Here is a 12,706-nt window from a genome sequence, read left to right as displayed (position 1 = left end):
GTGTGCGGGCATGGTTAGGCAAATCCGCGCGAGCGTCCAGCCGCCTTTTTAGCGAAACCGGCCCTGTTTGCGTGCGGCAGGCTCGCGCACCAGCAGCCACACCAGCAAACCGAGCGGCCCGGCAAGGAAAGTCGCCAGCAGTACCGGCGCCTGGATCAGGCGCGAGATGTTCTTGGCATCCCCGTCACGCGCGATCCACAAGCCCACGAACAGGTCGAACGCAAGGTAATGCGTCCAGCCGATCGTGGTGCCGGCCTTGGTAGCGAAAATCGCCTGCACGCCTTCGATGGAGGAGAAATCCGCGCCGCCGCCTTCGGGGTTGGGGATGAGGCCGCTGACCAATCCGATGAGGCTCGCGGCATAGATCAGACAGAGCAGGCCCACGCCCATGTACATCACCCCCGAAAGCAGCGCGGGCCAGCGCGGCAGAAAGATGAGCAAGACCCAGGCGATAAGCGCCAGCAGGTTCACCATGCCGAACACGGCATTCCAGTCGATCATTCCACATTCTCCGGCTCGCATGCCCTGCGCCATTCCCTGGCAGCGCGGCGCATCGCCTCGTTGTCGTGGGTAAACCGCCCGCCCGCACGCCGAAGCGCGAGACCGAGCGCGGCCTCCGCCACCAGCGCCGCATTGATCGAGCGGTAACGTTCCCAGGAACCCGAGAGCAGCGGATCGACAAGCGGCGCGGCGATCAGCGCGGCGCGCTCGGCAAACCGCAGGTCATCGACCCGCTCGCCGCGCAGCAGGCCCGGGCGCAGAATGTCGAGCCGTTTGAAACCCACTTTCGATACCGCTTCCTCTGCCTCGCCCTTCACCCGCATGTAGAAGCTCTTGGCGCGCGCATCGGCTCCGGCGGCGCTGACCAGCACCATGTTCGGCACACCGGCGCTGCGTGCCGCCCTTGCGGTCGCGAGCACCAGATCATGATCGACCGCGCGAAACGCAGCCTCATCGCGTCCGGCCTTCTTCCAGGTGGTGCCGAGCGCACAGATCAGAGCGCGCGGACGCACGGCTTCGAGCACCTCGCCCCACTTGTCGGGCTCGGCCACGAACATCTCCATCCGCGCGCCCGGCGGAAGCGGAGCCTCGCGCCGGGCGATCCCCACGATCCGCGCCTCGTCGCCCGCGCTCGAAAGCGCAATGACCTGCCTGCCTACAAGGCCGGTCGCGCCGACGAGCGCGATCCGTGCAGGGCCGCGCGTCTCAGACATTGATCAGACCCGCCGGATTTATCCCGTAGATCTCACCCACTGCCTGGATCGCGAAACGATCGCTCATTCCGGCGATGAAATCGGCGATCACACGGGCGCGCTGCGGCTCGTGCTCGGGCAGGCGTGCCTGCCAGTCATCGGGCATCAACCGGGCATCCTGCGAATAGGCGGCAAAGAGGCGGGCGACGATGTCGCGCGCGCGCTCGGCAGCGGCCACCTGTTCGGGATGGTAATAGAGCCGTTCGTACATGAACGCCTTGAGACGCCGCTCCTGCGCAGCCATGGCCGGCGAGAAGCCGGCGATCTGCCGCCCTGCCTCGCGCACCTCGCCGACCGAACCCAGCCCTTTGGCCTGTTCGCGCGTATGTTCGAGCACGTCGTTGACCATCAGACCGATCTGGTCGCGCACCAGTTCGCGCAGCAGACGTTCGCGCGGGGCGCCGGGATAGCGCTGTTCTACCGCCCGCCACTGGTCGGCGACGAAATCGAGCGTCAGAAGTTCATCGAGTTCAAGGAAGCCTGCGCGCAGGCCATCGTCGATATCGTGGTTGTCATAGGCGATATCGTCCGCGACCGCTGCCACCTGCGCTTCGAGAGAGGGCCAGGTGCCAAGCATCAGCGGAAAGGCCGCGTCGAGTTCGGCCAAGGCCCAATTCGGTGCGGTGACCGGGCCATTATGCTTTGCCAGCCCTTCGAGCAGGTCCCAGGTCAGGTTCAGTCCGTCATGTTCGGGATAGGGGCATTCGATCCGCATCACGGTGCGCAGCGCCTGCGCATTGTGGCAAAAGCCTCCATGGCGCGCCATTGCCTCGCTCAACGCAGCTTCTCCGGCATGACCGAAAGGCGGGTGCCCCAGATCATGCGCCAGGCACAGCGCCTCGGCGAGATCCTCGTCAAGCCCCAGCGCGCGGGCGATTACGCGGCCAATCTGCGCGACTTCCAGACTATGGGTCAGGCGGGTGCGGTAATGGTCGCCGAGCGGGGCGATGAAAACCTGCGTCTTGGACTTCAGGCGCCGGAAGCTCATCGAATGGATGATGCGGTCTCGGTCGCGCTGGAAGGCGCTGCGCGGGCCGCGCTGTTCGCCGGGCGTCCGGCGGCTCCATTCGCGGCCACCATGGGCGAGCGGGTCGGCAGCATAGGGGGCGCGGTTGGTCACGGCACGAGCGATTAGGTCAGCGCGGGCTATGGCTCAACGGGAACAGATGCAAAACATCAGGCAAATGCGGTGAATTCGCACTCTGACGCGCCGATTGGTCCGCTGTTATGGGGCCGCTCACCGGTGATTGGGGGGAAGGAGAGCAGCCCCATGGGCCTGTCGGTGCGACCCGAAGGCCCGGAACCCGCCTTACTTTCGTTGTGACAAATTCCGCGGGCGGCCATAGGCCCAGACGAATGATGTTGCATCCCTTGCAAGCCGCACCATCGACCAAACGTTGCGGGATGCCGACGAACCGACGACTAATGCACCGCTTCCTGTTCGAGGATCCAGTTGGCCGCCGCCTCGCAATGGATCCGGGTGCTGTCGAACACGGGCAGCACGTTGGCATCGACATCGACCACCAGATCAAGCTCGGTGCAGGCCAGCACGATCGCCTCCGCGCCTTCCTGAGCCTTGTTGATGATGATCGTCTTCAAGGTGCGCTGCGCCTCGCGCGTGACCTTGCCGACCATCAGTTCGTCATAGATGATCTTGTCGAGCATCTCGACAAATTCCATCCGCGGCGGCAGCAGGTCGATCCCGTGGGCAACCAGCCGCTTGCGGTAGAAGCTCTCGGTCATCACGTTGCGGGTGCCGATCAGCGCAGCGCTGCGGTGGCCGGCGCGCTTGATCGCCATGCCGACATATTCGGCAATGTGCAGGACGGGGATGTTCACGCTTGCGGCGATATCGTCATAGAGGCGGTGCATCGAATTGGCGCCGATGATCAGCGCCTCGGCCCCTGCGCCCTCCAGCCGGCGTGCACTCTCGATCAGCACGTTGCCCGCGCGCTGCCAGTCGCGTTCCTCGACAAGGGCATAGAGCTGGCAGAAATCGAGGCTTTCGATCAGCAGGGGCGCACTGGCCATCGGAGCGGCACGCTTCTGGACGATGCGGTTGATGCGTTCGTAATACATCGCCGTCGACACCCAGCTCATGCCGCCGATGATCCCCAGTTTGCGCAAAGGCGTGCCCCTTGATGTCGTGTGCAAGTGCCAACGGGTGTAGCGAGGAAGCGTTCCTCGCGTCCATCACCGCACCAGGCAATGCGTCTTACGCCGGGGGCGCCCTGTCGGTCGGAGTGCCGGTGAGGGCTTCGAGCCAGGGGACAAGATCGCCCAGCGTCGCCTCGACCGCCTCTTCCTGCGGCAGGTGGCCGATCTTCGGATAGACCACCAGCGTGCTCGCCGGCATGGTCTTGTCGAGCCAGCGTCCTGCCTCGACCGGGATCAGCCGGTCTTCCTCTCCCCACAGGATCAGGGTAGGCGTGGCGACCGCAGCAATCTCGGCCTCGGTCAGGGGATCATAGGGCTGCGAGAAGCGCTTCAGCGTCGCGCGGCGATTGCCCGGATAGCGCAGCAGCTCCCAGTAACGGTCCACCGCCGCCTCGCTCGCCACGGATTTGACCGAAACGCTTTGTTCAAGGCTGCGGGCGATCAGCGCGCGCGGGGTGATCTGTTCGACCAGCCGGTTGATCCCCGGCATCCGGGCAATGGCAAAGCCGATATTCCCGCCGCCGCCGCCGCTCTCCTTCTGCTTCACCTCCGGCTTGTCCTTGGCGAGATCGAGCATCGGCCCGCCGCTGCCGTCGACCAGCACCAGGCCCGCGACCCGTTCGGGATGGGCCACGGCAAAGGCCAGCGCGTGCTTTCCGCCCATCGAATTGCCGCCGAGGATGAACCGTTCAAGCCCCAGCGCATCGGCGACCTCGGCAATGTCGGCGACATAATTGGCGCGGCTGTAATCGTCCTTGGGGTCGGGCCCGGTCAGCCCGTGGCCGACCTGATCGAAGCGGATCAAGCGGTACTGGTCCTTGAGCCCTTCGACCCACGGCTCCCAGGTGTGGAGATCTGCATTGGAGCCATGCAGCAGGATGATCGCCGGCGCATCCTTGGGCCCCTCATCGCGCAGGTGCACGCTCACGCCATTGCCGATCTCGACGAATTGCGACGGCAGCCCGCCATATTTGGCGCGCATTTCCGCCGCGTCCGTATCGGGGGTTCGGAAAATCAGGAAAGCGACCACCAGCAGCGCCAGCACCGCCAGCACGCCGTGAAGAACCCATTTCATCAGTCTTTCAACTCCGAAATCCAGCGCCGCACCACCGCGACGCCATCCCTGTCCACGCTTGCCTTGCCGAGTTCGGGCATGGCAACCCCAGGTTCGGCGCTGTCCATCCGGTAGAGCAGGATCGACTTGTCAGGCTGGCCGGGCAGGATCGAGAAATCGTGCCCCCCCGCCCCGCGTCCGGCTGCGACCGGGCGCTTCATGATACCGATGGCGTGGGGATCATCCTGTTCCCAGCGCAGATCGAGGCCGCTGTTCGATGCGCCACCGCCCGGCTGGTGGCAATGGGCGCAGTTCACATCGAGATAGGCCCGCGCGAGCGGCTGCGCCGGGCCGGTGGCATGGGTGGCCCAGTCAGGCAGGCTGTCCGCATCCACAGGCACAGCATCGAGCAGCCCCGCCGCCGCCATGCCGCCCAGCCATTCTTGCGACAGGTTGCGCGCCTTGGGCCCGATCGGGATCACCTCGCCATCCTTGGAATGGCAGGACTTGCACTGGTTCTTGTTGGGAATGGCATAGGAAATCGCCTCGCCCGCCGGGGTCACCAGATCAAGCCGCCCTCCCGCCAGCGCCAGCGTGGCCTCGGTCTGCTCTGAGTTCCAGCGATAGGGCAGCGCCACCCAGCCCTCCGCGCGGTGCAGCAGCACGCGGGTTTCGATCAGGCGCCGCGCCTCGCCCTCGCCAAAAGCGAAGGTCTTGATGATCGCGCTACCCACCGGAAATCGGAGCAGCCCATCCCCTTCGGCGGCAAGCTGCGTGCCTTGGGGCAGGTAGATAAAGCGCAGCTTCTCCGCCCCGTCCGACCACAGCGGCGTATTGAGCGCATAGGGCGTGACCCCCGCCGCAGGCACCTGCCGCGCCGCCTCGGCGAAGAAACCGAAATCGGACAGCTTGCGCGGGAAGGATTCACCCTGAACCGCCGCATCGCTGACCGCTGCCACACCGGTCGCCGAGGCATGGCCGAGCACCGCGCCGAAACTGGCGCAGGCAAGCAGCAGCAGGGCAACCGAACGCCTCACTTCAGCCGCGCCTCCAGTGCTGCGGGCGCGCCGACTTCGGGGACATCCCAGCTTGTCGTCGGGGTCAGCATCAGCGGCCCGGGCTGCGCCTCGGCAAGGCTCTGCCCGACCTTGGAGAGATTGAGCGTCCACCCGGTCACGCCGGACGCAATCTTCAGCGCGCTTTCCGGGCTTTCGGACAGTCCGTCCCACAGAACCGGCGGCAGAGCCCCGCCAAAGGCTGCGAGCAGCATATCCTTGCCATCGAGCTGCGGATCATCCCCGCCGCGCCCGAAAGCGTTGGGGCCGACCACCACATTGCGGGCATGGGGATTGTAGCGCGCATCCTCGAACGGCTGGGTATAGGCGATCACCATGACATGCGCGGTCGGGTTGTTGTCGAGCGTGTTGCCTTCGATCAGCACGCCGTCATTGGCCATCACCAGCACGCCGGTGCCGCGGCGCACAGAGGCGACGATATTGCCCGGCGGGGCGAAATTGGCGGTGTCATTGTCCTTCATGATATTGTCGCGCAGGACCACATTGCCGCCGTTCATCACCGGCAGGCCGGGCAGATCGAACACCAGCAGCCCGCCGGTGTTGCGTGTGGCAATATTGCCCGTGACCAGCGCATTGCGGCTGTTCTCGATCTCGATCCCGGCGACGTTGAATTGCACCAGATTGCCGCGCACGGTGATGTCGCGGCTCTGACCGACATAGATCCCGGCGTCCGAAGCACCCGAGACCTTCGATCCCGTTACCAGCACGCCGGTGCTCTCGACCGGGTAGATGCCGTATGCGCCGTTGGTCTCCTTGGGGCCACCGGTCCATTCGACGCGGATCGCATGATAGACGATGTTGTCCGCGCCCTTGGACTTGATGCCGTCGCCCTTGGTGTTCTCGAGCGCGAAATCGCGCAACGTGACGTTGTCCGAGGTGACCAGCAGCCCCTCGCCCGCCCCCATCTGACCGGTAAAATCGAGCACACTCGCATCCATCCCCGCGCCGCGCACCGTTACCCCGTCAACATCAAGGCTGAGCCCGTCGGTCAGTACGAAGCGCCCTGCCTCCAGCACGATCTCGTCGCCCGGCTCAGCCAGGATCAGCGCCTCCTGCAAGCGCTCCTGCGCGCCCTCGCCCGGCGCAATCACATGGGTTTCGGCGGCGAGCGGTGCGGCTGTTGCGAGCAGCGCGGCGGCCAGTGCGATGCGGTTCATGATAGTCTCCCTCTCCGCCGCGCACTCTGGCGCAAGCAGGCGAGGAAAAGCAAGCGCTTCGGAAACTAGCCCAGCCCGATCGCGCAGAGCCCGGCGCTGGTGGTGAGCACCGCCACCACTTCGCTATCACCGATCCGGTCGAGCCGCTTTACCAGTTCGCCAAGCCCATCGACCGCCACCGGCTCGGGGCCTTGCGCGGCGAGGCCCTGCCGCAGTTTCCATAGCTGGATCGGGGTCAGCCGCCCGGTCATCCGCGCGGCCATGCAGGCGGCTTGGGGCTCGCTCAGGCCGGCATCGACCAGCACGGTTTTGACGCGCCATTCGATCAGCGGATCGGCCAGCCCCGAAAAGATCGCGCCGCCCGCCAGAACGACGAGCAGCGCGATGGCAATCAGCAATTTCTTCATGGCCTTAAAGGCTCTAGTCGAGCGACTTGACGATTTCCTCGACCATCTTCTTGGCGTCGGCCAGCAGCATGACGGTCTGGTTCATGTAGAACACGTCGTTGTCGACCCCGGCATAGCCGACGCCGCCCATCGAGCGCTTGATGAAGAACACCTGCTTGGCCTTGTCGACGTCGAACACCGGCATCCCGTAAATGGGCGAGGATTTGTCGGTCTTCGCCGCCGGGTTCACCACGTCATTGGCGCCGATGATGAAGGCGACGTCGCATTGCGAGAACTCGGAGTTGATGTCCTCCAGCTCGAAGACCTCGTCATAGGGCACGCTGGCTTCGGCCAGCAGCACGTTCATGTGCCCCGGCATGCGGCCTGCGACGGGGTGGATGGCATACTTCACCTCCACGCCCTTTTCCTTGAGCTTGTCGGCCATCTCGCGCAGCGCGTGCTGGGCCTGGGCGACCGCCATCCCGTAACCCGGGATGATGATGACCTTTTCGGCCTGTTCGAGCATGTAGGCGGCATCTTCCGCGCTGCCCTGCTTGTAGGGGCGCTGTTCGCGCGCTCCGCCGCCGCCGCCCGCGCCTGCGTCCGCACCGAAACCGCCCGCGATCACCGAGATGAAGCTGCGGTTCATCGCGCGGCACATGATGTAGCTGAGGATCGCGCCTGACGAGCCGACCAGCGCGCCGGTGATGATCATCGCCGAATTGCCGAGCGTGAAGCCCATCGCCGCCGCGGCCCAACCCGAATAGGAGTTCAGCATCGAGACGACCACCGGCATGTCCGCCCCGCCGATCGGGATGATCAGCAGGAAGCCGATGGCGAAAGCCAGCACCGCAATGGCATAGATCATCCAGCCTTCCGCCGCGCCGCCCTGCGGTGAAACGGTGTAGAGCCCGATCAGGCCGAGGATTGCGGCGAGCGTGCCGAGGTTGATGATGTGGCGCGCAGGCAGCAGGATCGGCGAACCGCTCATCCGGCCCGAGAGCTTGAGGAAGGCGATGACGCTCCCCGAGAAGGTGATCGCCCCGATGGCAATGCCCAGGCCCAGTTCGATCCGGCTTACGGCGAAAATCTGCTTCGTCGCTTCGTCTGCAATGCCGAAAGACTGCGGGTCAAGCCATGCACCGAAGCCGACCACCACGGCGGCGAGGCCCACGAGGCTGTGAAAGCCCGCGACCAGTTCCGGCATCGCAGTCATGGCGATGCGGCGTGCAATGGTGACCCCGATGATACCGCCGAGGAAGATCGCGACCCCGATTTCGGCAATGTTGGCAATGTCGTGAGTAACCAGCGTCGTGACGACCGCAATCGCCATGCCGATCATCCCGTTGCGATTGCCCGCGCGTGACGTCGCCGGGCTGGACAGCCCGCGCAGCGCGAGGATGAAGAACACGCCCGCGGCCAGGTAAGCGAGCATCGCCCAGGCCGGCGTTGCGCCCTCGCCGGAAACCCCGGCGGCAAGAAGCGAGAAGTCCATCACTTACTTCTCCTTCTTCTTGTACATCGCGAGCATGCGCTCGGTCACGGCGAACCCGCCGAAGATATTGATGCTGGCCAGCACCACCCCGAACAGGCCGAGATACTTGGCCGCGGGGCTACCGGCTTCGGCCGAGGCGATCAGCGCGCCGACGATGATCACCGAGGAGATCGCGTTGGTCACCGCCATCAGCGGAGTGTGGAGCGCCGGGGTCACCGACCAGACGACATAATAGCCGACGAAACACGCCAGCACGAAGATGCTGAGAATTGAAATGAAGTCCATGGATCAGGCCCCCTGAAGCCGCTCGTTGACGACCTTCCCGCCCTGCGTGAGCCGGATCGCATTGCCGATTTCCTCGTCGAGCACGGGCTTGCCCGCCTCCTTGTCCCAGAAGGCGCTGAGGAAGTTGTAGTGGTTGCGCGCAAACAGCGCCGAGGCATCGGCGGGCAGGTGCGCGGGCGTGTTCGAATAGCCGATGATCGAAACGCCGTGCTTGACCACCGTCTCGTCGGGCTTCGAGCCTTCCACGTTGCCGCCCTGCGCCACGGCGAGATCGAAGATCACGCTGCCGGGCTTCATCGTCGCGATCTGCGCATCGGTGATCAGGCGCGGCGCGGCCCGCCCCGGGATCAGCGCGGTGGTGATGACAATATCCTGCTTGGCGATGTGGCTGGAGACCAGTTCGGCCTGCGCCTTCTGGTATTCCTCGCTCATTTCGGTGGCATAGCCGCCCGAGCCTTCGCCCTCGATCCCGGCGACGTTCTCGACGAAGATCGGCTTGGCACCCAGCGATTGGATCTGCTCCTTGGTAGCGCTGCGCACGTCGGTCGCCGACACTTGCGCGCCCAGACGCCGCGCGGTCGCGATCGCCTGAAGACCGGCAACCCCCACGCCCATCACGAAGCACTTGGCCGCCTGCACCGTGCCCGCCGCCGTCATCATCATCGGGAAGGCGCGGCCATAGGCATCGGCGGCGACCAGCACCGCCTTGTAACCGGCCAGGTTCGACTGCGAGGACAAGACGTCCATCGACTGCGCGCGGGTGATGCGCGGCATGAACTCCATCGACAGCGCCTCGAAGCCGCCGGCCGCATAGGCATCGACCAGATCACGCTTCATAAAGGGATCGAACAGCGCCGCCACCCACGCGCCCGCCTTGGCACCCTTGAGCTGCTTCACCTCGGGCGCCTGAATGCCGAGCACGATATCGGCGTCCTTCACAGTGGCGGCAGCGGTGCCGAGGCTGGCACCGGCTTCGGCGAAGGCTTCATCGGTAATCGAAGCGGTTTCTCCCGCCCCTTTCTCGACAGCAACATCAAGGCCGAGCCCTGCGAACTTCTTGACCGTTTCCGGCGTTGCGGCGACGCGCGTCTCGCCAGAGGCGCGTTCCTTGAGGATGGCGATCTTCACTCTGGCCCTGCCCTTAGCTGGCGATCAGCGAAACGACGATCAGGACGATCACCGCGATCACGGGCACGGCCCATTTCAGCGTGGCCATGAACCCGCCGTAGGTTGCCTGGGCCTTTTCCATGTCGTGAACAGTCATACCGTGTCTTTCCCCTTGGGCATCTCAACACCGCAGGCGGCGATTGGTTGCGAAAAAATCGCTTCGCCCTGCATTTTGCGCGTGCTCCCGTATCGAAGCACGGCGCTGCGCTCAAGTCACCTTTATTGAGAGTCTGCGCGGCGCAGGCGCACTGTGCCTGACGGCTGCCCCCGCTGCCGGACGACAGCCTTAATCCCGTCTTTACCTGCGCGTCCTAAGACCGGGAGTGTATCAGCCCGGGACGCTTGGGTTCGGGCCAAGGAGAGGCGAACGGCACGGCCAATGGCGGATATTGATTGCCACCCCGAGGCACAAAGCGATGCGCGAATCGTGATGCTCATCGACGACGAGCCGGCACAGTCGCGCCTGCTCACCGCGATCGCCGCGCGTGACGGATGGCGCACGATCGTCGCTCCCGATGCCGAAACAGCCATCGCCATGCTGGGCACCCGCGAAGGGATGCAGCTCTCCGCCATCCTGCTCGACCAGTGGGTACCGGGCGACAATGCCTGCGAACTCATCGCCGAATTGAAGTCGCGCCGTCCGGCCCTGCCGATCCTGATGCTCACCACCAGCGCCTCGCCGCTGCTCGCGGTCGAGGCGATGCGCGCAGGCGCAAGCGATTATCTGGTCAAGCCGGTGTCCCCAGACCGGCTGCTCGAAGCCCTGCGTGCCGTGACCACCCGCGAGACCGCCCGCGACGAACTGGCTCCGCTGACCGAAAAGATGTCGGCCAGCCTCGATTTCGACGCGATGATCGGCACTGCCCCGCAATTCCGCGCCGCACTGGCGCAGGCAGCCAAGGCCGCGCGCGGCCAGGGCCACGTCCTGATCGAAGGCGAAAGCGGCACCGGCAAGGAAATGCTGATGCGCGCGATGCATGGCGCCAGCCCCCGCGCGAAGGAAGCCTTGCGGATCATCAATCTCGCCAGCATTCCGTCCGGGTCGATCGAATCGGTGCTGTTCGGGCATGAACCCGGCTCATTCCCCGGCGCCTTCGACCGCCAGATCGGTGCTTTCCAGCATTGCGACAACGGTACGCTCGTACTGGACGAGATCGACCGGCTCACCCCGGCGCTGCAACAGCGCCTGAACGAGGCGCTCGACAGTGGCATTATCCGTCCGGTGGGAGCCAGCTACGGTTTCCGGGTCGATGTGCGGTTGCTGGTGACCAGCAATGCCGGCATTGATCAACTGGTTGCCGCAGGACAGTTCGACGCTGCCCTTGCTGCGCGGCTGGGCGCGACCCGCATCCACCTGCCCCCCTTGCGCGAACGCACCGGCGACATTTCCGCCCTCACCCGCCACTTCCTCGCCCGGATCGGCGAACAGCCGGGGCTCAATCACCTCTCGATTTCCGAAAGCGCGCTGGCGCTGCTTGCGGCCTATGACTGGCCGGGCAATGTCCGCCAGCTGCAATCGGTGCTGTTCCGCGCGGCGGTCTATTGCGAAGGCAACACGCTGACCGCCGAGAGCTTTCCGCAATTGTCCGAGATGCTGGGCGAAGAGGGCTTGGCCCGGCTGCCAGTGTCGCACGAGGGCGTGGGCATCATGCTCTATACCGAAGACGGCAATTTGCGCCCGCTGGAAGAGATCGAGGCCGACGTCATCCGGCTTGCGATCGGCCATTACCGCGGCCGCATGACCGAAGTGGCGCGGCGGCTCGGCATCGGACGCTCGACCCTCTATCGCAAGCTCTCCGATCTCGGGATCGACAACGCGGCGTAACGGGTCCGCTTGATCCACAGGCCGCGCAGGCCTAGGCCTGAGGGCATGACGACACTTCAGGATTTTTCCGGGCGCTCGGCGCTCGTCACCGGGGCAGCATCGGGAATCGGGGCTGCCTGTGCCCGGGCGCTGGCGGCGCGCGGAGCGGCGCGGCTGTTCCTCGTCGATGTGGATGGCGCAGGGCTCGATGCACTCGATCTTCCGGGTGAAGTTCACCGCATCACCGGCAGCGTTGCCGACGAGACGCTTTGGCAGGCGCTAGAACCCCGCTTGACCGGTCTAGACCATGCTGTGGTCAACGCAGGCATAGGTTCGGGTGGCCCTATCGCGGGCCTTTCGCTGGCCGAATGGCGGCGGGTGATGGCCGTGAACCTTGATGGCGCATTCATGACGCTGGCTTCATCGCTGCGGGCAATGGAAGCAAAAGGCGGCAGCGCGGTGGTGGTGGCCTCGACCACGGGTATAAAGCCGCTCCCCGGCATCGGCCCCTATGGTGTTTCCAAGGCAGCAGTGGCGCACATGGCCCGCATTGCGGCGGTAGAGAACGCAAGAAAAGGCATACGCGTCAACGCGATAGCTCCCGGCGGGGTGGATACCGCGATCTGGGAATCGGGCGAAGACTTCCAGCGCTCGGTCGCCGCCATCGGCCGCGAGGCTACGCTCAAGGCGATGGCCAAGACCACGCCACTGGGCCGGTTTGCCTCGTCGGAGGAAATGGCCGACAGCATTCTCTACCTGCTGAGCGATGCCGCGGCCAACATCACCGGCCATGTGATGGTCTCTGACGGTGGATTTACGCTCTAGCTTGCAGGATTTGCCCAAAGCCAATCCAACATAAGTGCTTGAAATGT

The 12,706-nt window shown here is 65.1% G+C and carries 14 protein-coding genes; 2 read left to right on the top strand and 12 right to left on the bottom strand.

Annotated elements, in window-relative coordinates:
* Positions 1-48: 48 nt before the first annotated feature.
* From I603_RS04390 to I603_RS14440, 12 genes are all read right to left on the bottom strand, one after another.
* Entirely contained in the window at positions 49-501 is a 453-nt protein-coding gene (locus tag I603_RS04390) for an ABA4-like family protein (protein ID WP_068862631.1), read from the bottom strand.
* Positions 498-1,214, bottom strand: a complete 717-nt coding sequence (locus I603_RS04385; RefSeq protein WP_068862630.1) for an NAD(P)H-binding protein — start codon at positions 1,212-1,214, stop codon at positions 498-500. The genes I603_RS04390 and I603_RS04385 overlap by 4 nt, the downstream gene beginning before the upstream one ends.
* On the bottom strand, positions 1,207-2,373 hold the full coding sequence (locus I603_RS04380) for a deoxyguanosinetriphosphate triphosphohydrolase (RefSeq protein WP_068862629.1): 1,167 nt from the start codon (positions 2,371-2,373) through the stop codon (positions 1,207-1,209). Before I603_RS04380 ends, I603_RS04385 begins: the two co-directional genes overlap by 8 nt.
* A 302-nt stretch (positions 2,374-2,675) precedes the next feature.
* Positions 2,676-3,380: an aspartate/glutamate racemase family protein gene (locus tag I603_RS04375; RefSeq protein ID WP_068862628.1), complete on the bottom strand. Its 705-nt coding sequence runs from the start codon at positions 3,378-3,380 to the stop codon at positions 2,676-2,678.
* An 88-nt stretch (positions 3,381-3,468) separates the two neighbouring features.
* A complete protein-coding gene (locus tag I603_RS04370; protein WP_068862627.1) occupies positions 3,469-4,485 on the bottom strand; it encodes an alpha/beta fold hydrolase in 1,017 nt (338 codons plus the stop codon).
* The gene (locus I603_RS04365; protein WP_068862626.1) at positions 4,485-5,501 is read right to left on the bottom strand and encodes an SO2930 family diheme c-type cytochrome; all 1,017 of its coding nucleotides are present in this window, start codon (positions 5,499-5,501) and stop codon (positions 4,485-4,487) included. The genes I603_RS04370 and I603_RS04365 overlap by 1 nt, the downstream gene beginning before the upstream one ends.
* Complete coding sequence (locus I603_RS04360; protein WP_068862625.1) at positions 5,498-6,697, bottom strand: parallel beta-helix domain-containing protein; 1,200 nt, start codon at positions 6,695-6,697, stop codon at positions 5,498-5,500. Before I603_RS04360 ends, I603_RS04365 begins: the two co-directional genes overlap by 4 nt.
* 65 nt (positions 6,698-6,762) lie before the next feature.
* Positions 6,763-7,104 carry a hypothetical protein gene (locus I603_RS04355; RefSeq protein ID WP_068862624.1) on the bottom strand — a complete coding sequence of 114 codons (342 nt, stop codon included), beginning with the start codon at positions 7,102-7,104 and terminating at the stop codon, positions 6,763-6,765.
* 13 nt (positions 7,105-7,117) lie between these two features.
* Positions 7,118-8,578, bottom strand: a complete 1,461-nt coding sequence (locus I603_RS04350; RefSeq protein ID WP_068862623.1) for an NAD(P)(+) transhydrogenase (Re/Si-specific) subunit beta — start codon at positions 8,576-8,578, stop codon at positions 7,118-7,120.
* A gap of 3 nt (positions 8,579-8,581) precedes the next feature.
* Positions 8,582-8,863, bottom strand: coding sequence for an NAD(P) transhydrogenase subunit alpha part 2 (locus tag I603_RS04345; RefSeq protein WP_068862622.1), 282 nt, complete (start codon positions 8,861-8,863; stop codon positions 8,582-8,584).
* A 3-nt stretch (positions 8,864-8,866) separates the two neighbouring features.
* A complete protein-coding gene (locus I603_RS04340; protein WP_068862621.1) occupies positions 8,867-9,991 on the bottom strand; it encodes an NAD(P) transhydrogenase subunit alpha in 1,125 nt (374 codons plus the stop codon).
* 13 nt (positions 9,992-10,004) lie between these two features.
* Entirely contained in the window at positions 10,005-10,127 is a 123-nt protein-coding gene (locus tag I603_RS14440; RefSeq protein ID WP_143736750.1) for an aa3-type cytochrome c oxidase subunit IV, read from the bottom strand.
* 333 nt (positions 10,128-10,460) lie between these two features.
* On the opposite strand from I603_RS14440, the gene I603_RS04335 reads away from it, so the two are divergent.
* Positions 10,461-11,855: a sigma-54-dependent transcriptional regulator gene (locus tag I603_RS04335; protein WP_198157219.1), complete on the top strand. Its 1,395-nt coding sequence runs from the start codon at positions 10,461-10,463 to the stop codon at positions 11,853-11,855.
* A 45-nt stretch (positions 11,856-11,900) separates the two neighbouring features.
* Positions 11,901-12,659: an SDR family NAD(P)-dependent oxidoreductase gene (locus I603_RS04330; protein WP_068862619.1), complete on the top strand. Its 759-nt coding sequence runs from the start codon at positions 11,901-11,903 to the stop codon at positions 12,657-12,659.
* Positions 12,660-12,706 lie beyond the last annotated feature (47 nt).

It is taken from the genome of Erythrobacter dokdonensis DSW-74, from assembly GCF_001677335.1.
GTDB lineage: Bacteria > Pseudomonadota > Alphaproteobacteria > Sphingomonadales > Sphingomonadaceae > Erythrobacter > Erythrobacter dokdonensis.
The sequence above is the reverse complement of the archived record's forward strand: the minus strand, read 5'-3'. Positions and strand labels throughout refer to the sequence as shown.